This window comes from Paenibacillus sp. NPDC056933 (assembly GCF_042674385.1).
Lineage (GTDB): Bacteria > Bacillota > Bacilli > Paenibacillales > Paenibacillaceae > Paenibacillus.
On sequence record NZ_JBHUQN010000001.1, the window covers coordinates 2,156,516 to 2,179,242 of the forward strand.

Consider the following 22,727-nt stretch of genomic DNA (forward strand, 5'->3'; position numbering starts at 1 on the left):
ATTCTCCTTTGTGATTATAATTGTGGATCTAAACATAGAGTGCTTGCAGAAGACATTAGTGAATAAGGTTCAGCATAGAACAAGACTCTGGCTTCTTTGAAATGGAATCACCTCCAAATTAAGTATTGAAAGCGTTTTCTAAGTTGTAAATATATCATAATTAACGATCAGTAAATACCCTTATAATTGGAATAAAATTCATGTGAAAATTAGTGCTTGTAGGATTATTTTTATTTTATTTTGATGAAAATAGCGTTACATTTAGCTCATGGTTTAATTTAAATATCTACAGGAGGGGATCATTGAATGAAACTGGATGCACATCAACATTTCTGGAATTATAATGTTCATGAATATGGATGGATCGGGGAACATATGGGCGTCATTCGACGATCGCTTCTTCCGGAAGATCTGGAACCTCTGCTAACCAATTCAGGCGTATCAGGTTGTATCGCTGTTCAGGCGAGACAAACGGTTGAGGAAACCGAATGGCTTCTTCACTTGGCAGAACAGCACGAGTTCATCAAGGGCGTTGTGGGCTGGGTGGATCTGTGTTCTGCAGATGTCTCTCACCAACTGGAGAAATATGCCTCAAGCCCCTGGTTGAAGGGTGTACGTCATGTGGTACAGGATGAACCGGAGAAGTTTGTATTGCGAGACGATTTTCAGCGAGGAATTGCATTGCTGCAGCAATATAATCTAGCTTATGATCTACTGGTGTCCAAAGAGCAATTGCCTTACGCTACAGAACTGGTGAAGATGTTCCCTGAACAGCGATTTGTACTTGATCACCTGGGGAAACCTGATATTAAGGCGAGCAAGGTTTCACCTTGGAAGGAAGCGTTATATGCTTTGTCAGAACAACCGAATGTTTATTGCAAATGGTCAGGCATGATCACTGAAGCGGATTGGGATAATTGGAGACAGGAGGACTTTACTCCCTATCTCGATACTGCGCTAGAAGCCTTTGGTCCAGATCGGATCATGTTTGGTTCCGATTGGCCTGTTTGCACGGTGGCGGGTACATACGTTCAAACACTTGAGATCATAACGAAACATATAAATTCCTTTTCAGAGGCGGAGCAGCAAATGATTTTCGGGGGAACCTGCGCTGCCTTTTACCAGTTATAGCAGTGCATTAGGCAACTGATTTAGGTTTCATGATGTTGACAGTTTCCCTATTCCTTGCTAAAGTTTTATCCAATCCGCATAATTATGATCTGGGAATGTTACCGATTAGGGCATAACCTGAACTGTCTTGTTTACACCGCAAGGTGTATCCAGGCTAGTTCGGGTTTTTTCTATTTAAGTTGAACGAACGGTTCTACATTGGACCACTGCGCGGCCAGAACAATCTTCCGATCGCTGTTATCCCCAGATTTTTTGATTCCCTCTTTCAAAGGGAAAATCCGGGGATAAAGGCGAACGCTTCGCTTCTCCAGATTTTTTCTGTCCTCTCCGTTTATGATGTAAATGTGTAATTCAACTTAAATATTTTGTCTTTTAATGTTTCTTGCGATTGGAGCGGATAACAGAATTATTTATTTGGAAGGAGAATACGGATGACTAATTTTAAGTTTCCCAAAGACTTTTTGTGGGGTGGAGCCATTGCTGCGAATCAGGCAGAGGGTGCTTATCTGGAAGATGGCAAAGGGCTGAGTATTGTTGACCTGCTGCCGACAGGAGAGAATCGCAGAAGCATCATGAAGGGGAATGTCCCTGCATTAACCCCGCTGGAAACCGAGTTTTATCCTTCGCATGAAGCGATTGATTTCTATCATCGTTATGCCGAGGATATCGCTCTGTTTGCCGAGATGGGATTCAAAGCGCTGCGTGTATCGATTGCCTGGGCGCGGATTTTCCCAACAGGAGAAGATGCACAGCCGAATGAAGCGGGTTTGCAGTTTTATGATCGATTATTCGATGAACTATTGAAGCATGGTATCGAGCCTGTAGTAACACTTGCTCACTTCGATGTACCGGTCAATCTGATTGAGAAATATGGCAGCTGGAGAAGTCGTGAGTTAGTGACTCTGTTTGAAACGTACGCGAAAACCGTATTCGGCCGTTATAAGGACAAGGTTAAATATTGGATGACGTTTAACGAGATTAACATGCTGCTGCATCTGCCATTCTTGGGCGCGGGTCTTGTCTTCAAGGATGGTGAAAATGTGAAGGAGATTCAGTATCAGGCAGCACACCATCAATTGGTGGCAAGTGCTCTCGCGGTTAAGGCCTGTCACGAGATGATTCCAGGCGCAATGATCGGCTGTATGCTCGCGGCAGGCAGCTTCTACCCGTACACATGTAATCCGGAAGATGTGTTCCAGGGCATGGAGAAAGACAGGGAGTCCTATTTCTTCATTGATGTTCAGTCGCGTGGAGAGTACCCGGGCTATGCCAAACGTTTCTTCAAGGATCATGGACTGAACATTGCCATGCAGCCAGGTGATGCAGAAATTCTGAAAAACCATACCGTTGATTATATCGGATTTAGTTATTATTCCAGTCGAACAACGTCCACCGATCCTGAAGTGGTTAAAAACATGACGAGTGGCAACGTGTTTGGTTCTGTAGCCAATCCATATTTGGCAAAATCGGAGTGGGGATGGACGATTGATCCCAAAGGCATCCGTATTACAGCCAATCAATTACATGACCGATACCAAAAACCGTTGTTTGTGGTAGAGAACGGATTTGGAGCCCATGATGAGGTTACACCTGAGGGCGAGGTTAACGATGACTACCGAATCGATTATTTGAAACGTCACGTTGTCGAGATGGGCGAAGCTCTGCAGGATGGTGTAGACATTATCGGTTATACAAGCTGGGGACCAATCGATATTGTCAGCGCTTCTTCAGGTGAGATGAGAAAACGTTATGGTTATATCTACGTGGACCGTGACAATGAAGGTAAGGGTGACCTGAAGCGGATCAAGAAAAAGAGCTTCCATTGGTATAAAAATGTTATTGAATCGGATGGTACTCATTTAGGCGAAGCGTAAGCAAGGCATTAACGAGAGAGTTTTCCCTCATATGATCGGAAGGACCATTCTTCATGGAATTTCCGATCGTTCTTTCATTGAAAGCGTTGACATGTAAGTCTCTTCGCGCTATACTTGACGCAATTATATCGTTTTGGGATTGTTACTACTTGAAGTAGGCAAAACCTAAGCATCAAAAAGCAGACGTAAATGTCTTGTTTATTTTGTGATGCTTCAGGTTTTTTTTGTATGCCCACAAGGCGATATATGACTGCCAAGAGAGTGGATCGTGACGGGGGGATTGAAGTGAAAATAGCAAAGGTTATCAACAATAACGTCATTAGCATCTATCAGGCGGATGGAGCAGAGCTTGTGGTGATGGGGCGTGGGATTGCCTTTAAGAAAAAGCCGGGGGATAAAGTAGATGAGACCCGCATCCAGAAAGTATTTGCGCTTAAAAACAAGCAGACATCTGACAATTTCAAGATGCTGCTGCGCGAAGTACCAATGGAACTGATCGAAATTGTGGAAGAAATTATTACCTACGCCAGAGAGAATCTGGGTCGTAAACTGAATGAAAATATTTACGTTTCCTTAACAGATCATATCAACTTCGCGATCGAGCGGTATCGTGAAGGAGTTGAGATCAAGAATGCACTGATGTGGGAAATCAAACAGCTGTACAAGGCCGAGTTCGGACTGGGTCTGAAAACGCTGGAACAGATCAAATCCAGGCTGGATATTGAGCTTCCACCGGATGAAGCCGCGTATATTGCCCTGCATATTGTCAATGCGGAGATGAATGAAGAAGTCATCACAACGATGAACATCACGAAGTTTATTCAGCAGATTATTAATATAGCGAAATATCACTTCAAGATGGAATTCGATGAAGAGTCTCTCAGTTATTTTCGCTTCATTACGCATCTGAAATTCTTCTCCCAGAGGGTATTAAGCGGGACACATTATGACAACAACTATGACCACTTTTATGACATGATCAAAGAGAAGCACCCGGAAGCAGCCGCATGTACGGAAAAAATCGAAATGTTCGTCAACAAGGAATATAACCATCAGCTTACCAATGAAGAGAAATTATACCTGACCGTCCACATTGAACGAGTCGTTAATAGGTAGTAAATAAATTGTTGACATATTTGGTTGAATTATTATAATATGAGATTAACAGGAATTGAATACGATTTAACTGGGATTGTTACTGGTTATGCAGGCAAAACCTAAGTCATGAGAAAGTAAGGGCCGATGTGTCCAATACTTGCTCAAGGCTTAGGTTTTTTGCGTCCAAAAAAATCGGTAAGGTGCCTGTTTTAGTCAAAATGGGGGTGCACATCATGAGTCAGGAAAAACTCGCAAAAGAGATCGTCGAGCTGGTCGGCGGCGAAAAGAATGTGGTATCACTGGTACATTGCGCAACACGTTTGCGTTTTGTATTAAAGGATGATGCAAAGGCAGACAAAGCCAAGCTGGAAAAGACAGAAGGAATTATCGCAGTGAAGGAAAATGGGGGACAGTTCCAGGTAGTCGTTGGCAATAAGGTGCCTGAAGTTTACAGTGCGATTGGTCAGATCAGCAACATTTTGGATGATTCTTCCGAAAAGGAAAAGCCGAGTAAGTCTGCGAAAGGTATAGGCGGCATAATTGATGTAATATCCAGTATTTTTGCACCGCTCTTAGGGGTTATGGCCGGAGCCGGTATCCTGAAAGGTTTGCTGCTCATTGCAAGCAATGTCGGCTGGCTCGAAACGACGGAAACCACATATAAAATCTTATTTGCAGCAGCAGACAGTCTGTTTTATTTCCTGCCTTTGCTGTTAGCGGTTACAACCGCTCGCAAATTCAAGGGTAATATGTTTGTGGCAATGACGATTGCCGGTGCATTAATATATCCGTCCATCGTTACGCTGAAGGCGGAGGGAACGCCAACCGATTTCTTCGGTATCCCGGTGATTTTGATGAATTATTCATCTACCGTTATCCCTATTATTCTGGCAGTTATCGTCATGAGCAAATTGGAGAAATTCTTCAATAAGGTTCTTCACGAAAGTGTGAAAAATTTTGTCACTCCATTATTTTTGCTGGTCATTATGGTACCTCTTACTTTGCTCGTATTCGGTCCATTCGGCGTATATGTAGGTAATGCCATAGCATCAGGTCTCGTGGCTGCCTTCGGATTCAGTCCGCTGTTGGCCGGAGCTGTTATGGGTGCAAGCTGGCAGCTGCTCGTTATTTTCGGAATTCACTGGGGACTCATTCCCGTATTTATCAATAACGTTGCTGTATATGGACGCGATGGCGTCAAACCGGCTGCGACGGCTTCCATCTTCGCACAGACCGGAGCTGCATTCGGCGTTATGCTGAAAACCAAAAATAAAAAGCTGAAAACGCTGGCGGGTTCATCGACATTGACAGCCTTGTTCGGGATTACCGAACCAGCCATCTATGGTGTCACTCTACCACTCAAACGTCCATTCATCGCAGGCGTTATCGGTGGTGCTGTTGGCGGGGCCATCATTGGTCAAGCGGGTACTCAGGCATTCGCTTCGGGCGCTCCAGGACTACTAACTTTGCCGATCTTCTATGGACCAGGTGGAGAGGGCTTCCCTGGACTGATCCTTGGGATCTGCGTATCCTTTGTTGTTTCGGCTGCATTGACGTACATTATGGGATTCAAAGATCCGGTTGAAGAAGAAGAACAAGAAAAAAGCATGGAATCCACCAATTCATCAGTAAGAACAGCGGATTCCGTGGATCAAGAAGTTCTTAGCCCGATTGAGGGGACCATTGTTGAACTGACTGAGGTACCAGATCCGGCATTTTCATCCGGAGCGATGGGTAAAGGGATTGCCATCGAGCCGGCAGTCGGCCGTGTCGTTGCTCCTTTTGACGGTACCATTACCGTGGCATTCAAAAAGAAACATGCCCTGGCTGTTGTATCGGATACGGGGGCTGAGATTTTGGTTCATGTCGGGGTGGATACCGTTAAGCTCGATGGTCAGCACTTTACGTCACACATTCAGGAAGGTGATCGGGTTAAAGCAGGAGATTTACTGCTGGAATTCGATATCGCTGCAATCAAGGCCGCTGGTTATCATACGGTAACCCCGATCATTGTAACGAATTCTGCGAACTATGAGGATGTGGTTCCTTTGATTACGGGACAAGTGCGAGTTGAAGAACCGTTACTGACCCTGTATGGTGGAAAGGGACAGGAACAAAATTAAAGATCTGCATAAGTGTGGTTTAGCATTTCTATAAGCAGAAGCCGTGTCCAGCGTGGAACAGAATATTTTCTGTTTATGCGGACCCGGCTTTTTTCAGTTTCCATCGCTGTATTCAGGTTGATTTAGTTCAGGATAACTTTAATTTGTTGCAAGGGCTGATCAGGAATCTGCTCGCACAACCGTTGAGTTCATGTTGCCTGTCAGTCGCTGTGGAGGGAAGACCATGCGAACAGGTGCGATAATAATTGCAGCAAACAAGGCTTTGATCAGATCTCCGATGATATAGGGATAGAACCCTTGTATCATGGCTTCGGGTAACGACATTTTGTAAGCATAGGCCAACCAGGGCACGCCCGAAACATAGATCAACAATGAACCAAACACCTCAAAAACGATAAAAGCCAGGAAATAACCAACGAATCCGTTCAGTTTGATTCTGCTGAGTAATAGCCCAATGAGTAATGCCGAGAAGGGCCACATCATAACATATCCCCCGGTAGGCCCAAGGAGTACGGCAAGTCCGCCTGCGCCATGCAGAAGTGGGAAGCCAATTGCAGTCAGGATGACGACCAGAGCGATACTTAGAAAACCATATAATGGGCCAAGCAGTCCGCCTGCCAGCATAACCGCAAGAGTTTGCAGTGTAATCGGCACAGGAGAGAAACCAATGGGAATACTTATGTAACCAAAAAGAACTAGTATAGCTGCCATAAGTGCGCTAAATACAATACCTCGCAAAGATAATTTCATGTTTGAACATTCCTTTCAATTTTGGTAATCTTATTGTTAACCGATTAAACGGATGTGGTTAACGATTTGGATCGTACCACAAAAGATTCAAAAGGGAAAGGACCAATTTGCGATGCAAGACGTTATACCTTTGATTCAACTAGAACATGTCCGTGTTCATTATGCATCCGAGTCAGGACGTGTTCGTAAGGCAGTGGATGGGGTTTCACTGAAAGTGATTCCCGGGGAATGGATAAGTGTTGTGGGAGCCAATGGAAGCGGCAAAAGTACGCTGGCCGGGTTGCTGATTGGATTCACTCCGCTATCCGGCGGAGAAAGGCAGGCTTCGTCAGAACTGGTTGTTCGGGGAGTTCTTCAGCAGCCTGATGCACAGGTACTTGGAGATACCATTGAAGAGGAATTTCATTTTGCCTTAGCTTCGTTGCTGGAATCTTCGGATGAGCACTTACGACGGAGAGAGCAAGCTTTACATATGGTAGGTCTTGAACACCCGCCAGAGACAGTAATATCTCAGTTGTCGGGAGGACAGAAACAGCTCCTTAATATGGCGGTCGCGCTGGCTGCCCAACCGGACGTACTCATTCTGGACGAGTCTACGGCCATGCTTGATCCGGGAGCTAGAGATCGAATGGAAGCGGTAGTTCAAACCATTGTCCAGCAAGGGACGGCGGTAATCTGGATTACGCATCATTTGGAGGAAGCTACCCTGTGCGATCGAATTATTGCCATGGAACAGGGACGCTGTGTTTACGATGGAGCGCCTGCGGCTTTCTTTTATGGAAGAGATAAGGAAGAGACGACGGCTGACGCTGGAAAAGAAGCACAACAACCATCACCCTGCGAACAGCTTGGGCTTGCTCCACCTTTTACAGTGCAGACGGCTCTACTTCTAAAACGGAAAGGTCTGCTGCAACATGCGACACCTCTGCGACCAGAGCAGTTGGTTAAGGAGGTAGCCCTTTGGCAATCGAATTAGAACATGTAGGAATAGTTTCATCACAACCTGACAAAAGAGCGCTGCTTCAAGATATCACTGTCCAACTGAACCGTGGAGAAATTACTTTATTGTTGGGCTGCACAGGATCAGGCAAAACCACACTGCTGCAAACGATCGCTGGCTTAAAACCTCCAGATGCGGGTAGCCTCAAGCTGGACGGAGAGCCTTTCTGGCAGAACGGGAAAGTGCCACAGTCCATTCTGTTGCAGATGGGGTTGGTCTTTCAATTCCCGGAGCAACAGCTGTTCGCCCGAAGTATTGGGCGTGAATTTGCTTATTCTCTGCGTCCATATCGTCTACCGGATGAACAAAAGAAAAAACAGATTTCCGAAGCGCTGACCCGCTGGGACTCCCCAGCTGGTCAGGGAGAGGAAGAACGATTCCATTCGGACAGATCACCCTTTGCACTAAGTGGGGGAGAACGGAGAAGACTGGGGCTTGCCCTGGGAACGGCTACGCAGCCTTCATGGCTGTTGCTCGATGAACCTAGCGCCGGATTGGAAGCACAAAGTGTGATCATGCTGCTAGATGCATTGAATCAGCATCGAACTGCAGGTGAGGGAGCTATTGTGGCTACACACGACCTGGACACATTTTTACCACATGCAGATCGGGTTCTTTTGTTGCAGGAGGGAAGTCTAGTTGCTGATCTCACGCCACGGGAACTTCATACAAGGCCAGATCTGCTGGAACTTGCCGGAATTGGTCTGCCACCTTCTATGCAACTGGCACAACAATTTGCGGCGGCGGGGATTCATTTGTCTTTTACTGCGTTGACCCCGGAAGAAATGGCTGAAAGCATAGTTCAGTCCATTCATGAGCCGTTCGAACAGAAGGTTGATGTTATTGGTAATGAGGAACAATTCAGAATAGATGAAGCAAAGCATGCCTTATCAAGCTCCGACACTTCGGAAGGAGAAGGCACACAAGAGATCATGTACGCCCACGCTGAATCAGGATCAAGCAGAGGCTTGTATGGGGCCATGGACCCGCGTCTGAAATGGGTTTTATACATTTTGCTCGTGACTGCCACGATGCTTCAGCACCACTGGTTGGGCCTATCCCTTACGTTGGTGCCAGTCATCTTGGCACTCGTTGTGCTGCCACGTCAGGCTTTGATTGGATGCTTGAAATTAATGAAGCCGCTCGTATTGTTCTTTCTCATATCAACCGCGCTGTCGGGGACGACCCTTTCTACAGAAGGGGGCGGTCTACAGTTTGGATTTTCCTTGATGCAGGCGGAGGCGACGTTACTGAATGTATACCGGTTGTTTATTGTCACATTGGCAAGTCTTTGGTTTTCACTGACCACGCCTTATGGTCGCATGGTGGCGGGACTGAATTGGGTGCTCGGCGTCGGACAAAAAATAAAGCTGCCCGTCTCGTCATTTGCACTCGCGGTGTCGTTAATCTTCCGTTTTATCCCGATGATCTGGAGTGAATGGCAGCGATTCTCGCTGATTGTTCGGGCACGCGGCAAAGCTGCATTACGACCGAATACGGTGCGTGTGCGTGATCTGGGTCCGATGGTCATTCCCTTGCTCATGGCGCTGTTTCAGCGTGCGGAGGATATGACGATTGCGATGGAAATGCGTAAGGTTAGAGAGGACTCTCTGCTTGGAGCACGCTCATCCTTATTGATATGGTCCAAACGAGACACGTGGATTTGCCTAATTGGACTTATTGTTTTTGTATTTTATATATGGATCAGAGACTAAAGAATGAACCTTAGCCAATGACTATGCATAAATCCATTCATTTCCGTTCAAAATAAACATGCTTTGATCACTACGAAGCAGATATGGAGGGACGAACGATGAAGGATAAATTTTTGCAAGAAGAAAGACGAGAATATACCGATGTGTCGACTGTGGAGTCGCAGCGAAATGATATCACACTCGAAGAGTTCCCTGAGGGTCCTTACGGCTCATCTCTAATGTCTGAATCTCTTGGCAAAAGCTCGCCATGGCGAGTGGATCAAAGGACTGCACACCGTTTCGATTATGAAAATCATGAACTGCACGAAGGTGAAGTTCGGGATTATCCCGGTCAGGACGTCTTCGATGAAACGGTCCCCAATAATGTAACCAAGCCTCAATACCCGGAAGAAGAATAGTACTGACGTATTATATAAAATAGATGATAGCCTCCGGCAGGATCGTCCTGCCGGGGGCTATTTTTTTGTTGTTTATGAAAACAAATCTCCTCAAATTCCACAATATGGGTTATCATAGGCGTAGCTAGATTAAAATGAGCAATTCATTGCCAAACGGGGGATATCAGCATGAGAGAGATTAACTATAGCCATTATTTTTGGCAGGATGATCAGGTCAGATTGCGTGCTTTGCGTGAGGAAGATTGGGAGGATCATTATTATAACCGCTTCGATACACCCGCTCGTCGTTTACTGGAATGTGCAGTAGAGCTGCCACCTACGAATGCTGATGCGAAGAAATTTACGGAAGCCTTTTCCGATTTTTCTCTGGACAGAGGACGGATCATGTTCACAATTGAAAATATGGATGGTGAGAATGTCGGGGGCGTCAATCTGAACAGCATCGATGAGAGGAACGGTACCTTTAGCATTGGAATTCAAATTGACAGGGACCATCGTGGAAAAGGATACGGGACGAGAGCCATTCGAATCTTGCTGAAATATGCCTTTTTTGAGCGCCGGCTTCATAAATTCAATGATTCTGTTCTCGAAGGCAATGAACCCTCCGCAGCCATGATGAGAAAGCTTGGGTGTGTGCAGGAAGGCGTGCGTCGTCAGGTGATTTATACCGATGGAAAATACCAGGATCTGATCCTGTTCGGGTTAACCAAAGAGGAATTTATCGATAAAGAGGGACTTGCATGAGTCCTATTTTAAATCAAATCGGTACGGTGTTTATTCCTGTTCGTGACATTGAAAAAGCACGTGAGTGGTATTGAGACATACTGGGTTTGCCTGCCAATTGACAGGAATTTGTTGATGGTCTGCCAATGTTAGTTTAATTAGGTGTACACTAGGAGGCATTATGAAACAAACCATACAAAGTGATGAATTAATCATTGATTGCAAAGATATTTATTTGCGCGAGTATCGACCTGAGGATTTGGAGAAATTGCAGGAAATCACGTGGCAACCCGAGGTTTACGAATTTTTGCCTGGATGGAATGCTACGGCCGAAGAGAGAGCTCTCTGGCTCACTCAATACGAAATCCCTGAGAATCAGAATTTTAAACAAGCTGTTTTGGCGGGAGGGGGCATTGGAGACCTCTATTTACGTTTGGCTATAGTGCTCAAAGAGAACGATGAGTTCATAGGATGGTGCTGCTCGGGAATCAAGGAGGAGCTGTCAGCTCCCAATCGGGAGATTATGTACGGCATTTCGAAACACTTCAGGAACCGTGGCTTTACAACGCAGGCAGTACAAGGAATAACACAGTATTTATTTGAAAATACAAACGTTGAAGTGTTAAATGCCATCGCTTTATTAACGAATCAGGCATCCAATAAGGTAATACAGAAATGCCATTTTGAATGGCTGAGTTTGATCGAAATCGAGAATGAACCGTACAACCATTACCAACTGTTGAAGCAACAACGATAACCCTCGATACAAATGCACTTTGTAACGATACACCATTTCGTTGCTAAACAAATAACCCTTCCCATTTCTCCGCAGAAATGAAAGGGTTATTTGTCATGTGATAAGAGCCGCAATAAAACGAAAAGCTGGGTCTTGCACGCCTCGTTCAGCTTAGGCTTCACTCTTTATCAAGGGAAGTATGATGGTAAATTCAGTTCCTGCTCCTACTTGGCTGCGTACTGTAATTTTCCCGCCATACGATTCTACAATCGAACGGGTGATGGCAAGGCCTAGACCTGCGCCCCCTTGTTTTCTCGAACGGGAAGAGCTTGTCCGATAGAAACGTTCAAAAATGTGAGGCAGATGTTCCGATTCAATCCCTGAGCCGTTATCTTTAACGGTTAATTCGGCTTTATGTTGAACCGCGTACAACGTGACACTGATGGTTCCGCGATCCGAATCGGTGTGCTGTACTGCATTATGGAACAGATTGAGAACAACCTGTTTCAATTTGTGAGCATCAGCCATAACATGGACTTCAGCGGTCAGGTCGAGATGAACCTGTCTTTCCTGAGCCATCATGACAAGCTGTGGCTGCATTTCGAGCAGCAGACTGCCCAGTTGGATAACTTCCTGCTCTTGCTGAGGCGCCTGGTCCAGCTTGGTAAGCATCAGCAGATCCTCTACAAGTTTATTAATTCGCATAGATTCACCATACATGCTGTTCAAAGCGCTATATAATTGCTCGCTGTTGGACGCTGCGCCGCGCTTGAGCACCTCAATAAATCCGTGAATGGAGGTAAGAGGGGTACGCAGCTCATGGGAAGCATCGGACAGAAAACGCTGCATCTGCTCCTTCGACTCCCGCTCTGCTTCAAACGAATCTTCCAGCCTTTCGAGCATGCCGTTAAATGAAAGCGCCAGTTGATCCACTTCCTGTTGACCCTGGACCGCTGGAAGGCGTTCGGCCAGACTGCCCGCATCGATCCGTTGCACTGTATCTACCATGCTGGACAAGGGAATCAGTGTCCGGCGAAGTGCCTTGGTATACAGAACGAGTCCAGCAACCATGGCCAGTAGGGATAACATCAGGAAGATCAGAAGCTGTTTCACGATCAGATCTTTTAGCGGTTTCGTAGGCGTGCCCATCTGCACCATTGGTAATCCCCGATTGCGTGGTCCAGGAGAGGAGAAGACGATGAGCTGCTCATTGCCTTCACTATCCGTTACAATCCGGTATGGAACATGTTGTTTGTCGTTTATCTGTTCCGTAATGTTCTGATATTCTGCCGACGTCAAGCGAGGAGCGGTCAGACCGTCTTCCCCAAAGATATCCTCGAAGCCACTTTGGTTATCAAATAGGGCCAGTGAACGATCAGGAATATACAAGAAACGATTGCCGGATCCTCTTGGATCCGATCCAGATTGCCCGCCAAAAGGATTATTTGTCGCACCACCGCCACTACGCGAGGACGGTCCAAGCCACACAGGGGGCATGGACATCAACTGTTCTTCCATGGTTTTCGCCTGATTCCGATACAGAAAGCTCTCCATAATCCAGAATTGAAGAAAACCAATTAACAAGAGCAGAGCAGCCAAAATGAACAGCGAGCGCGCGAGTAATTGAGAGCGCAGCGAACGTGGTGAGATCAATCGATGCAGCCATGTCCAAGGACGCTTATCTTTCTTTGATAAAGAAACCATCAGAGATCCACCCTGTATCCGACACCTCGAAGTGTACGAATGAGTTTATGCTCTTTATCCCCCAGTTTGTCACGCAAGGAGCGAACGTACACCTCCACAATGTTCTCTTCTCCACCAAAATCGTATCCCCACACACGGTTCAGAATGGTCGCTTTACTCAGGACAATGCCATGATTGAGCACAATGAATTTTAAAAGTTCATATTCGGTTGGAGATAACTCCAGAATCTGATCGTGATAAGTAATCTCTTTGCGTTGATCATCGATACGGAATGCACCATGAGTCACCGCCCCTATTAATAAAGGAAACTGATTACGGAGCCTTGCCTGAATCCGTGCAAGCAGTTCGTCGAATGCAAAGGGTTTAATCATGTAATCGTCAGCACCAAGCCATAGGCCCTTTACGCGATTCTCGACTTCATCTTTGGCTGTCAGCATAATCACCCCGACCTGAGCCCCGCTCTTGCGCAGACGCTCAACCACCTCAAACCCGTCCATCTCCGGCATCATGACATCCAGAATGGCCATATGTGGACGGAAATCGAGTGCCAATTCAAGCGCAGCGGCTCCATCCGGGGCTGTACGTACATCAAAGCCTTCATTGCTTAGTCCAAGCTCCAAAAATTGCAAAATATGTGGTTCATCATCTGCCAAAAGTATTTTAATGCCAGTACTCAGCTTCATAAGCAGGCGTTCCTCCCTGTTGGATCGATATCTATTACATACCCTCCATTCTAGAGGTCTATATGCTGTATTATCGCTTGCCAAACTGAAAATCAGCTGAAAAGTTTCCACGTTATCCTCAGGCAACATTCAGCGGGCACTCATCCCAGTTTTACTTTGGCCTGTCACAATAGTAGACATGAAGAACTTGAAGGAGTGATTGAGATTGAATAACGCCAAACGAAGGATGGATCTGGTCCTTCTGCCGATTGTTTTACTGGCGGCATTTCTGAACGGGTATGGCATCTGGAACGATCAATATGCCAATTCCTATTATACGACTGCCGTTGGGAGCATGCTGAGAAATTTCCATAACTTTTTCTACGCATCACTCGACTCGGCTGGTTCGGTAACCGTAGACAAACCACCAGTTGTCTTCTGGATTCAAACCGCTTTTGCTTACGTTTTTGGATTGCATGGCTGGAGTGTTATTTTACCGCAAGCGTTAGCTGGGATCGGTTCGGTGCTGCTGATTTATTTTATGGTCAAGCCTACATTTGAACTTGGCGCGGCGCGAATCTCGGCACTTGCGATGGCAACCGTACCCGTAGTGGCTGCGGTCAGCCGTACCAACAATATTGACAGCATGCTGATATTCACCCTGCTGCTGGGTTCATGGTTTTTGTTCAAGGGAAGCAAGCAAGGAAGTACGTGGCGAATCTTGGTTGCCTTTGCTCTCATTGGACTTGCTTTTAATATGAAAATGCTGCAAGCCTACATGATTCTTCCGGCGTTCTACTTGTTCTATCTGCTGGCATTCAACGCCAAGTGGAGAAGAAAAATCTTCTTGCTGATCGGAAGTACGGCAGTGCTGGGCGTTGTTTCCTTATCCTGGGCAGTCACCGTGGATTCTATACCGACAGATGAGAGGCCATATATCGGCAGCAGTGAAACGAATTCGGTGCTGGAGCTGGCTTTTGGATATAACGGTCTATCCCGTCTCACGGGTCAACAGAACAGATCAGCCAACGCAGGCATGCCAAGCGCTTCGGATGAAGGCAATGGACGTGGCAGCGCCACTTCACAGGGATCAGGAACCGATCAGTCTGGCAGCGGCTCGGCTCCCACAGGCAATCCACCGGGCAATGGTGGAATGAGTGGCATGAACGGAATGACTTTTCCGGGCGGCCCGATGCCAAACGGTGGCGAGATGCCTAATGGAAGGGATTTCGGAGCCGGTAATGGCGGCGGAATGGGCGGCATGTTTGGCACAGGGGAAAAAGGCCCTCTGCGGTTATTCCAGACCGAACTTTCCGGTCAGGCCAGTTGGCTTTTGCCGATTGTATTGCTTGGCTGCATTGCCATTTTTGCAGGGTTAAGACGTAGAAACATAACTGATAAGCATAAGGAAGCGTTGTTCTGGTTGGCCTGGCTGCTCCCGGTGGCTGCTTTCTTCAGTGTGGCAGGCTTCTTCCATCAATATTATCTGATTATGCTCGCACCTCCAGTAGCGGCATTAACCGGAGCAGGATTTACAGTCATGTGGACGGCTTATCGTGAACGTAATGGCTGGCAAGCCTGGCTGCTACCGTTATCCGTACTGTTTACGACCATCTTCGGCTGGTATACCATGCAGGTGTATAACGACACCATCGGGGCAGGGTGGTCCATAAGTGAATTGATCGCAGGCATTCTGATTACCGTTATTCTGATTGTGATGCTTAATCGTTCACACCCATGGAAGCAGGGCGTGATTATCGCGGGTTTTATGGTCATGCTGATCGGTCCAATCTATTGGTCATTCACACCTATCACATATGGAGGTAACAGCATGATTCCGGCGGCTGGACCTACAACAGGTTCCAATGAGATGTTCGGCGGAATGGGTATGGCTATGGGGGATCGACAAGGGGATCGCAATGGTGGCGGAATGGGTATGACTCCCTCAAATGCATCAGATGACACTGACACCGATCCGAATTTCCCATCATCCGATGAAGCGTACTCGAACAATGCGGGTATGGGTACTCCTCCGAGTACAGGAAGCAACATGAATGGCGGCGGAGGAATGCCTACAATGGGTGGTCGAGGTGGAGCAGGAAACCGCAACGAAGAAGTGGACACCACAACACTGAATTATCTGAGAGAGCATAACACAGGTGAAACCTATCTCTTCGCAACGACGGACTATAACCAGGCAGCCCCATATATCATCGATGAAAATGAAGCAGTCATTACGCTTGGCGGGTTCTCGGGCTCAGATCCGGTGTATACCACGGAAAAACTGGAACAACTTGTGAAGAGTGGACAAGTGAAATACTTCATGGTAGGTGGCATGGGCGGCCGAGGTGGAAGTTCTGATATTGGTGACTGGATCAAGGAGCATGGTACCGAAATTCCAACGTCAGAGTGGAAGACGGGTACGGACAGCGGTTCCGGTTTCGGCGGTCAAACCACTTTATATGAAGTGAAATTATAAGCGTGATCAAATGGTATAAGGGAGGGAACGAAGATGGCTCAAAAGTGCCGTTACAGCATTATCATTCCGATGTATAACGAAGAAGCGGTAATTGAGGAGACCTATCGGCGTCTGAAAAAGGTCATGGGCAGCACAGGAGAGAGCTATGAACTGTTGTTTGTCAATGATGGCAGCGTGGATCGAAGCGCACAGATGATCCGTGATTACGCCCGTTGGGACGAGAGTGTGAAACTGATTGATTTTGCCCGTAACTTCGGACATCAGATTGCGATAACAGCGGGTATGGATTATGCAGTGGGGGATGCGGTCGTTATTATTGATGCGGATCTTCAGGACCCTCCCGAACTGATTCTCGATATGATCGCGAAGTGGAAAGAGGGCTATGAAGTCGTGTATGCCCGTCGCACTAGACGAAGTGGGGAAACTCGCTTCAAGAAATGGTCGGCCAGTCTGTTCTATCGCCTACTTCGTGCCTCAACGGATACGGATATCCCGGTAGATACCGGAGATTTTCGCCTGATTGACCGCAAAGTATGTGATGAGATGAAACGTCTTCCGGAGAAAAATCGGTTCGTGCGCGGATTGGTCAGTTGGGTTGGATTTCGTCAGACTGCTATTGAATATGAACGTGATGAACGTCTGGCAGGCGAAACAAAATATCCGCTGAAGCGCATGCTGAAGCTAAGCCTGGATGGCATTACTTCATTTTCGTATAAACCACTCAAACTTGCAGGTTATGTAGGTGCGATCCTTTCGGTAGGCGGATTCATCTACATGTTAACGGTTATTGGTTCAGCCATCTTTACGGATTCAACGATTAAAGGATGGCCATCCATTGTGAGTATCATGCTGATGTTTAACGGATTCATTCTGATCATGCTGGGCATTCTGGGCGAGTACGTTGGCAGAATCTATGATGAGACCAAGGCGCGTCCGCTATATATTGTGAGAGATGTGGTCCAAGCCGAGGGCCAGCAAGCGCAATCCCGATTGACAGCTCGAGTTGCTCATCATGACTAAACGTCTGGTAACACTTTTCAAGTTCGGTATTGTGGGTGTTGCGAATACGGCAGTGGATGCGGTGGTATTTGCAATACTCGCTGTGATCGGTGTGCCGGTTCTGATAGCGCAAGTAATCTCGTACAGCAGCGGCGTTACGAACAGTTATTGGCTGAATGGCAGGTGGACTTTTCGAGATGCGGCGCGAGGGAGCGACGATAGAGCCAAACTTATTCGTTTTCTAATCACCAATCTCGTCGTTCTTGCGTTATCCGCGCTGATTCTGATGACTTTGCACGACATGCTGGGTTGGAGTCTTGTGATGAGTAAGATCCTGGCGACCTTGATGGGGATGGTTCTGAACTATATGGCCAGCCAATATTGGGTGTTTCGTATAGCAACTTAGCTGCCCACAGCGTGCAATATGGGTTATAAGAAGCAAAGGAAAGGATTGTATGATGAAATGCGAATTAAAAAAGCAGTTATTCCGGCAGCGGGTCTCGGAACCCGTTTCCTGCCAGCAACCAAAGCACAGCCGAAAGAGATGTTACCAATCGTGGATAAACCGGCTATCCAATATATTGTTGAAGAAGCAGTACAGTCAGGCATTGAGAATATCCTCATTGTGACTGGACGCAATAAAAAATCCATAGAGGACCATTTTGATAAATCAGTTGAACTTGAACATACTTTATATGCGAAGGGCAAACAGTCTTTATTGGAAGAGGTGCAGGCGATCAGCGAAATGGCCAGTATTCATTTTATCCGACAAAAAGAACCGCTGGGATTGGGGCATGCGATTGGATGTGCACGTCAGTTTGTGGGAGATGATCCGTTCGCCGTACTGCTTGGGGATGATATTATAGTGTCCGATCCGCCAGCACTTGCACAGATGATTCATTTATATGAAAAGACAGGCAGCCAGATTGTTGGCGTGCGGCATGTACAGGCGACTGACGTGAGTAAATACGGGATTATCGACTCCAAGGGAGCAGTGGATCGGGTTCAACGGATTACCCATTTGGTAGAAAAACCTTCCATTGCAGAAGCGCCCTCCCGAACAGCCGTGATGGGACGTTACATTCTGAAACCGTCCATCTTTCCCATTCTGGATCGAATCGAGAGAGGGGCTGGAGGAGAATATCAGCTAACGGATGCGCTGAAAAAAGTAAGCCAGGTGGAAGATCTGCTGGCTCTTGAACTGGAAGGTCGCCGCTACGATATTGGTGATCAGTTCGGATATATTCAGGCGATCCTGGAGATTGGACTGATGCGTAAAGAATTGCAGCCCATGCTGACTCCATATCTTCAGAAGCTTGCAACCCAATGGGCATAGGGATTGATATATAGCAGAGGTTTAGATCTGCTATAGGACGGGGCTTCTCCGTGCAATGGTTCTGGCATAGACTCCAGCATTGTACAATGCTTCCTGTCACGCTACAATGAGCTTGAAGTTCAAGTTGCTCTTTGAGGGGTGAGGAATCATATGCATGAATCTGTCATAAAGGATCTTATTCAGTATATGGATGTGGAGGATAACGCCGCCATTCAATACATTCAGACCGAGCATCGGTTGAAACTGGGACTCTTATGGGGAATCAAGGAAGGCAGCCGCGTTCTGGAAATCGGATGTGGTCAGGGAGATACAACGGCTGTGCTTGCACATCTGGTAGGGGAGCATGGGTACGTTCATGGTGTAGATATTGCACCAGAGGATTATGGTGCACCGCTGACCGTAGGTGAAGCGGCGGCCAAGCTGCGGAAATCTCCGCTGGGTGATCGAATTCGAATGGAATATGATTTCGATATTCTAAGTGATCAGGCCCAATTCGGAGAGAATGAGTTTGATGTGATTGTACTTTCCCATTGTTCGTGGTACCTGAGATCATTTGACGAACTTGCCCAGATTCTTAGCAAGGTTAGGACGTGGGGACATCAGCTATGTTTCGCCGAATGGGATGCACGAGTTACAGATGTGAGCCAGCTCTCGCATTGGTTATCCGTTCTGATTCAGTCCCAGATCGAATGTTACAAGGAGAACAGCTTCTCCAATGTGCGCACACTCTTTACTCCGGAGGATATCCAAGAGCTTGTCTCTGCGGCGGGCTGGACGATTAAGGAAGAGGTTTCTATCCATTCTCCCGAGCTGCAGGACGGTCACTGGGAAACGAAAATGACACTGGCAGAAGCGGCTGTGGAACTGCAACTGCTTCCGATCCCGGACAAAGTAAAAACACTCCTTCTTTCTGAACTGAAATTACTTAGGACACATTATGCTTCGGGGCCTGTGAGTCCACTGGGAACGTATGCGATTGTTGGCAAAAAGCAGTAAAGAAATAGCCATTCGCAGCAATTTATAAGAAAAACGTCTATCGACGTACTTTCACAGAAGACAGACCGCGTTTAGCTGAAGTTTTTCTTGCGATAATTGAATTGTTCAGCTCCGCTGAAAACGTATAAATTCCATGATCTAAAAAAATGTGTTTACTTCACGATGGTAATTTTGATATTATAATCGCAATATCAAATGCGACGAAGAGACGAGTAGATAAAATTCATTCTTTCAAAGAGAGCTCCGGCAGCTGAAAAGGAGTAAAGAATCTTTTATTGAATAAAGACTCAGAGCAGCACATCGGAACTTAGCATTAAGGGATGGTGTGACAGGAGCTCCTGTTACAGAGCGAGAGTATATGCGGATGCGGCATGATTGAGTGCGTGCGGTTATCCTTAACTCGAAGAGGCTGATATGGCGACATATTGGCGAATCTGGGTGGTACCACGAGTGTAACAATCTCGTCCCTGAGACTTTTGTCTTGGAGATGGGATTTTTTGGTTTTTTCCGGGATGTTGGCTACACGCTTTGGAAATGCCTGAATAGTGTTTAATTAGAGGAAACTCACACCGAAAGGAAATGATGATTGTATGTCAGCAAAATTGAAAGTCGGTATCGTTGGAGGAACGGGGATGGTAGGTCAGCGCTTTGTAGATCTGCTCAATGAACACCCATGGTTTGAAGTAACGGCAATTTCAGCAAGTGCCAATTCGGCAGGCAAAACATATGAAGAATCTGTTCATGGTAGATGGAAGCTCGCTGTTCCAATTCCTGAAGCGGTGAAAAATATCTTTGTGCAGGATGCTTCCCAAGTGGAAGCTTTTGCGAGCCAGGTTGATTTTATATTCTGTGCTGTAGATATGAAAAAGAATGAAATTCAAGCGCTCGAAGAGGCTTATGCCAAAACGGGAACTCCGGTTGTTTCCAACAACTCGGCTCATCGCTGGACAGCGGATGTACCTATGGTCATTCCAGAAATTAACCCAGGACATCTCGACGTGATTGAAGCTCAACGCAAACGTCTTGGAACGAAAACCGGATTCATCGCAGTTAAACCAAACTGCTCGATTCAGAGTTATGTGCCTGCACTCCACGCGTTGCGCGAGTTCAATCCAACTCAAGTAGTCGCTTCCACATACCAAGCGATCTCTGGAGCAGGTAAAAACTTTACCGACTGGCCGGAAATGCTGGATAACGTGATTCCATACATCGGTGGCGAGGAAGAGAAAAGTGAACAGGAGCCGCTGCGTATCTGGGGAAGCATTCAAAATAATGAGATTGTAAAAGCGTCCTCACCATTAATTACAACACAATGTATTCGTGTTCCGGTAACGGATGGTCACCTGGCGACCGTATTTGTATCCTTTGAGAAAAAACCATCCAAAGAAGAAATTCTGGACCGTTGGTTGCAATTCAAAGGTCGTCCACAAGAACTGGGTCTGCCAAGCGCGCCGAAACAGTTCATTACGTATTTTGAAGAAGAGAACAGACCACAAACGAAGCTGGATCGTGACATCGAGCGTGGTATGGGCGTTTCAACGGGCAGACTGCGCGAAGACTCCCTGTATGATTACAAGTTTGTCGGACTGTCCCACAACACACTGCGCGGAGCAGCAGGCGGTGCTGTTCTGATCGCTGAATTGCTCAAAGCTGAAGGATATATTCAACCGAAATAAACATGACGCTTCGGCAACAGGAATAATAGTAAAAGAATAAGATTAGCAGGTTACCCCTTTTAGTAGACAAGAGTAAAAAGACATCTGGGAAGATGAATTTATTTTTGTTGAACAGAGGGGTATTTTTATGTCAATACATGTGAAACAGGAACACGGGAATTCCAATATTCCAGAAGAGGAAGGGGATTGTGATGGACGGCCAACTGGTATTGCGTCGAGTCCGTCTTACAAGCAGCGGTGAAGCGGTAGATATAGTAATCCATAAAGGCAGGATTGTAAAGATCGCTCCTGGTGGAACGGCAACCGGAGAGCGGATGTGGGAATGGCCTGGAGCTTACGTATCCAGCGGATGGATCGACATGCATGTGCATGCTTTTCCGGAGTTCAATCCTTACGGGGATGATGTGGATGAAATCGGGGCAAAGCAGGGCGTTACTACTGTTGTGGACGCAGGAAGCTGCGGGGCTGACCGGATCGACGATCTGACCAAGATTGCTCAAAAGGCGGATACCCGGCTGTTTGCCTTTTTGAACATTTCTCGCCTCGGATTACTGCGTACTGATGAATTAACGAATCTGGACTGGATCGATCGGGACAAGGTGTTACAGGCTGTGCGGGCATATCCTGAGTTCATCGTGGGATTAAAAGCGAGAATCAGTGGGAGTGTGGTCGGCAAAAGTAGACTGCAGCCGCTGTATAAGGCAAGAGAGCTGTCGCAGGAAACAGGTCTACCGCTTATGGTTCACATTGGATCAGCCCCACCGGATATTCGTGAGGTGATGCCGCTCTTGCGTGGTGGTGATGTGGTAACCCACTACTTAAATGGAAAAAGCAATAATCTGTTTGGTGCAGGAGGCGTGCCCCTGGACGTATTGAACGATGCGATACGGCGTGGTGTTCATTTGGATGTGGGACACGGGACAGCGAGTTTTTCATTTCAGGTTGCAGAAGCTGCCAAGAAACATGGCATTGACCCGGATACGATCAGCACAGATATTTACAGGGGCAATCGTCTGAACGGCCCGGTCTACAGCATGGCTAATCTGTTAAGCAAGTTTCTGGCGCTTGGCTACTCGTTGAGCGAGACGATAGAGCGGGTTACCGTTCGCGCAGCAGCGTGGCTGGGAAGGCCACAGTTGGGGAGAATTCAGACAGGTGATGAGGCCAATTTGACTCTTTTTCAAGTAGTAGACAAGCCTGTAAGTCTTCTGGACTCCGAGGGAGTAAGCAAGATAGCCAGTCGTCAAATTGAAGTAAAAGGAGCGATTGTGGGTGACAGATTCATTGAATGTTAAATATGGACTGAAACGTGTTATCAACGCGAGCG

General features: G+C 46.8%; 19 protein-coding genes and 1 other annotated feature. Of the genes, 16 read left to right on the forward strand and 3 right to left on the reverse strand.

Features of this window, described 5'->3' with window-relative positions; all coding sequences use genetic code 11:
• Positions 1 to 306: 306 nt before the first annotated feature.
• The 4 genes from ACFTRD_RS09760 (at position 307) to ACFTRD_RS09775 (ending at position 6,226) form a co-directional block, all read left to right on the forward strand.
• Positions 307 to 1,131: an amidohydrolase family protein gene (locus tag ACFTRD_RS09760; RefSeq protein ID WP_379379238.1), complete on the forward strand. Its 825-nt coding sequence runs from the start codon at positions 307 to 309 to the stop codon at positions 1,129 to 1,131.
• 431 nt (positions 1,132 to 1,562) lie between these two features.
• Positions 1,563 to 3,005 carry a 6-phospho-beta-glucosidase gene (locus tag ACFTRD_RS09765; RefSeq protein WP_379379240.1) on the forward strand — a complete coding sequence of 481 codons (1,443 nt, stop codon included), beginning with the start codon at positions 1,563 to 1,565 and terminating at the stop codon, positions 3,003 to 3,005.
• A 285-nt stretch (positions 3,006 to 3,290) separates the two neighbouring features.
• A complete protein-coding gene (gene licT / locus ACFTRD_RS09770) occupies positions 3,291 to 4,121 on the forward strand; it encodes a BglG family transcription antiterminator LicT (protein WP_379381266.1) in 831 nt (276 codons plus the stop codon).
• Positions 4,122 to 4,336: 215 nt separating this feature from the next.
• A complete protein-coding gene (locus ACFTRD_RS09775; RefSeq protein WP_379379242.1) occupies positions 4,337 to 6,226 on the forward strand; it encodes a beta-glucoside-specific PTS transporter subunit IIABC in 1,890 nt (629 codons plus the stop codon).
• Positions 6,227 to 6,385: 159 nt separating this feature from the next.
• Here ACFTRD_RS09775 and ACFTRD_RS09780 read toward each other — a convergent pair whose 3' ends face one another.
• Positions 6,386 to 6,976, reverse strand: a complete 591-nt coding sequence (locus tag ACFTRD_RS09780) for a biotin transporter BioY (protein ID WP_379379244.1) — start codon at positions 6,974 to 6,976, stop codon at positions 6,386 to 6,388.
• 112 nt (positions 6,977 to 7,088) lie between these two features.
• Here ACFTRD_RS09780 and ACFTRD_RS09785 point away from each other — a divergent pair, with 112 nt between their 5' ends.
• The 5 genes from ACFTRD_RS09785 to ACFTRD_RS09805 all read left to right on the forward strand — a co-directional run bounded on the left by ACFTRD_RS09785 (position 7,089) and on the right by ACFTRD_RS09805 (position 11,569).
• Positions 7,089 to 7,952, forward strand: a complete 864-nt coding sequence (locus tag ACFTRD_RS09785) for an ATP-binding cassette domain-containing protein (protein ID WP_379379246.1) — start codon at positions 7,089 to 7,091, stop codon at positions 7,950 to 7,952.
• Positions 7,937 to 9,691 carry an ATP-binding cassette domain-containing protein gene (locus ACFTRD_RS09790; protein ID WP_379379248.1) on the forward strand — a complete coding sequence of 585 codons (1,755 nt, stop codon included), beginning with the start codon at positions 7,937 to 7,939 and terminating at the stop codon, positions 9,689 to 9,691. Before ACFTRD_RS09785 ends, ACFTRD_RS09790 begins: the two co-directional genes overlap by 16 nt.
• Positions 9,692 to 9,789: 98 nt before the next feature.
• Complete coding sequence (locus ACFTRD_RS09795; protein ID WP_379379250.1) at positions 9,790 to 10,089, forward strand: hypothetical protein; 300 nt, start codon at positions 9,790 to 9,792, stop codon at positions 10,087 to 10,089.
• Positions 10,090 to 10,257: 168 nt separating this feature from the next.
• Positions 10,258 to 10,833 carry a GNAT family N-acetyltransferase gene (locus ACFTRD_RS09800; protein ID WP_379379252.1) on the forward strand — a complete coding sequence of 192 codons (576 nt, stop codon included), beginning with the start codon at positions 10,258 to 10,260 and terminating at the stop codon, positions 10,831 to 10,833.
• 160 nt (positions 10,834 to 10,993) lie between these two features.
• Positions 10,994 to 11,569: a GNAT family N-acetyltransferase gene (locus ACFTRD_RS09805; protein ID WP_379379254.1), complete on the forward strand. Its 576-nt coding sequence runs from the start codon at positions 10,994 to 10,996 to the stop codon at positions 11,567 to 11,569.
• 150 nt (positions 11,570 to 11,719) lie between these two features.
• Here the strand turns inward: ACFTRD_RS09805 and ACFTRD_RS09810 are convergent, their stop codons facing one another.
• Positions 11,720 to 13,252: a sensor histidine kinase gene (locus ACFTRD_RS09810; RefSeq protein ID WP_379379256.1), complete on the reverse strand. Its 1,533-nt coding sequence runs from the start codon at positions 13,250 to 13,252 to the stop codon at positions 11,720 to 11,722.
• Positions 13,252 to 13,935 (reverse strand): response regulator transcription factor, encoded by a 684-nt coding sequence (locus tag ACFTRD_RS09815; RefSeq protein ID WP_379379258.1) that lies wholly within the window; start codon positions 13,933 to 13,935, stop codon positions 13,252 to 13,254. Before ACFTRD_RS09815 ends, ACFTRD_RS09810 begins: the two co-directional genes overlap by 1 nt.
• Positions 13,936 to 14,161: 226 nt before the next feature.
• Here ACFTRD_RS09815 and ACFTRD_RS09820 point away from each other — a divergent pair, with 226 nt between their 5' ends.
• The 7 genes from ACFTRD_RS09820 (at position 14,162) to ACFTRD_RS09850 (ending at position 22,695) form a co-directional block, all read left to right on the forward strand.
• Positions 14,162 to 16,393, forward strand: a complete 2,232-nt coding sequence (locus ACFTRD_RS09820; RefSeq protein WP_379381268.1) for an ArnT family glycosyltransferase — start codon at positions 14,162 to 14,164, stop codon at positions 16,391 to 16,393.
• A 33-nt stretch (positions 16,394 to 16,426) separates the two neighbouring features.
• The gene (locus tag ACFTRD_RS09825) at positions 16,427 to 17,413 is read left to right on the forward strand and encodes a glycosyltransferase family 2 protein (protein ID WP_379379260.1); all 987 of its coding nucleotides are present in this window, start codon (positions 16,427 to 16,429) and stop codon (positions 17,411 to 17,413) included.
• Entirely contained in the window at positions 17,406 to 17,798 is a 393-nt protein-coding gene (locus ACFTRD_RS09830) for a GtrA family protein (RefSeq protein WP_379379262.1), read from the forward strand. Before ACFTRD_RS09825 ends, ACFTRD_RS09830 begins: the two co-directional genes overlap by 8 nt.
• 57 nt (positions 17,799 to 17,855) lie before the next feature.
• On the forward strand, positions 17,856 to 18,728 hold the full coding sequence (gene galU / locus ACFTRD_RS09835) for a UTP--glucose-1-phosphate uridylyltransferase GalU (protein ID WP_379379264.1): 873 nt from the start codon (positions 17,856 to 17,858) through the stop codon (positions 18,726 to 18,728).
• Between the two features lie 150 nt (positions 18,729 to 18,878).
• Positions 18,879 to 19,724, forward strand: coding sequence for a class I SAM-dependent methyltransferase (locus ACFTRD_RS09840; RefSeq protein ID WP_379379266.1), 846 nt, complete (start codon positions 18,879 to 18,881; stop codon positions 19,722 to 19,724).
• A 191-nt stretch (positions 19,725 to 19,915) separates the two neighbouring features.
• Positions 19,916 to 20,196: a binding site (T-box leader), on the forward strand.
• A 118-nt stretch (positions 20,197 to 20,314) separates the two neighbouring features.
• Positions 20,315 to 21,400 (forward strand): aspartate-semialdehyde dehydrogenase, encoded by a 1,086-nt coding sequence (gene asd / locus ACFTRD_RS09845; protein WP_379379267.1) that lies wholly within the window; start codon positions 20,315 to 20,317, stop codon positions 21,398 to 21,400.
• A gap of 191 nt (positions 21,401 to 21,591) precedes the next feature.
• A complete protein-coding gene (locus ACFTRD_RS09850; protein ID WP_379379269.1) occupies positions 21,592 to 22,695 on the forward strand; it encodes an amidohydrolase/deacetylase family metallohydrolase in 1,104 nt (367 codons plus the stop codon).
• The last annotated feature ends 32 nt before the right edge of the window (positions 22,696 to 22,727 follow it).

What these genes read in the sequence shown, in the direction of transcription:
- ACFTRD_RS09785 (WP_379379246.1), top strand. Translation starts at nt 7,089, where the DNA reads ATGCAAGACGTTATACCTTTGATTCAACTAGAACATGTCCGTGTTCAT.
- ACFTRD_RS09820 (WP_379381268.1), top strand. Translation starts at nt 14,162, where the DNA reads ATGGATCTGGTCCTTCTGCCGATTGTTTTACTGGCGGCATTTCTGAAC.
- galU (WP_379379264.1), top strand. Translation starts at nt 17,856, where the DNA reads ATGCGAATTAAAAAAGCAGTTATTCCGGCAGCGGGTCTCGGAACCCGT.
- ACFTRD_RS09800 (WP_379379252.1), top strand. Translation starts at nt 10,258, where the DNA reads ATGAGAGAGATTAACTATAGCCATTATTTTTGGCAGGATGATCAGGTC.
- ACFTRD_RS09815 (WP_379379258.1), bottom strand. Translation starts at nt 13,935, where the DNA reads ATGAAGCTGAGTACTGGCATTAAAATACTTTTGGCAGATGATGAACCA.
- ACFTRD_RS09760 (WP_379379238.1), top strand. Translation starts at nt 307, where the DNA reads ATGAAACTGGATGCACATCAACATTTCTGGAATTATAATGTTCATGAA.
- ACFTRD_RS09780 (WP_379379244.1), bottom strand. Translation starts at nt 6,976, where the DNA reads ATGAAATTATCTTTGCGAGGTATTGTATTTAGCGCACTTATGGCAGCT.
- ACFTRD_RS09840 (WP_379379266.1), top strand. Translation starts at nt 18,879, where the DNA reads ATGCATGAATCTGTCATAAAGGATCTTATTCAGTATATGGATGTGGAG.
- asd (WP_379379267.1), top strand. Translation starts at nt 20,315, where the DNA reads ATGTCAGCAAAATTGAAAGTCGGTATCGTTGGAGGAACGGGGATGGTA.
- ACFTRD_RS09830 (WP_379379262.1), top strand. Translation starts at nt 17,406, where the DNA reads ATGACTAAACGTCTGGTAACACTTTTCAAGTTCGGTATTGTGGGTGTT.
- ACFTRD_RS09850 (WP_379379269.1), top strand. Translation starts at nt 21,592, where the DNA reads ATGGACGGCCAACTGGTATTGCGTCGAGTCCGTCTTACAAGCAGCGGT.
- ACFTRD_RS09825 (WP_379379260.1), top strand. Translation starts at nt 16,427, where the DNA reads ATGGCTCAAAAGTGCCGTTACAGCATTATCATTCCGATGTATAACGAA.
- ACFTRD_RS09775 (WP_379379242.1), top strand. Translation starts at nt 4,337, where the DNA reads ATGAGTCAGGAAAAACTCGCAAAAGAGATCGTCGAGCTGGTCGGCGGC.
- ACFTRD_RS09765 (WP_379379240.1), top strand. Translation starts at nt 1,563, where the DNA reads ATGACTAATTTTAAGTTTCCCAAAGACTTTTTGTGGGGTGGAGCCATT.
- ACFTRD_RS09795 (WP_379379250.1), top strand. Translation starts at nt 9,790, where the DNA reads ATGAAGGATAAATTTTTGCAAGAAGAAAGACGAGAATATACCGATGTG.
- ACFTRD_RS09805 (WP_379379254.1), top strand. Translation starts at nt 10,994, where the DNA reads ATGAAACAAACCATACAAAGTGATGAATTAATCATTGATTGCAAAGAT.
- ACFTRD_RS09810 (WP_379379256.1), bottom strand. Translation starts at nt 13,252, where the DNA reads ATGGTTTCTTTATCAAAGAAAGATAAGCGTCCTTGGACATGGCTGCAT.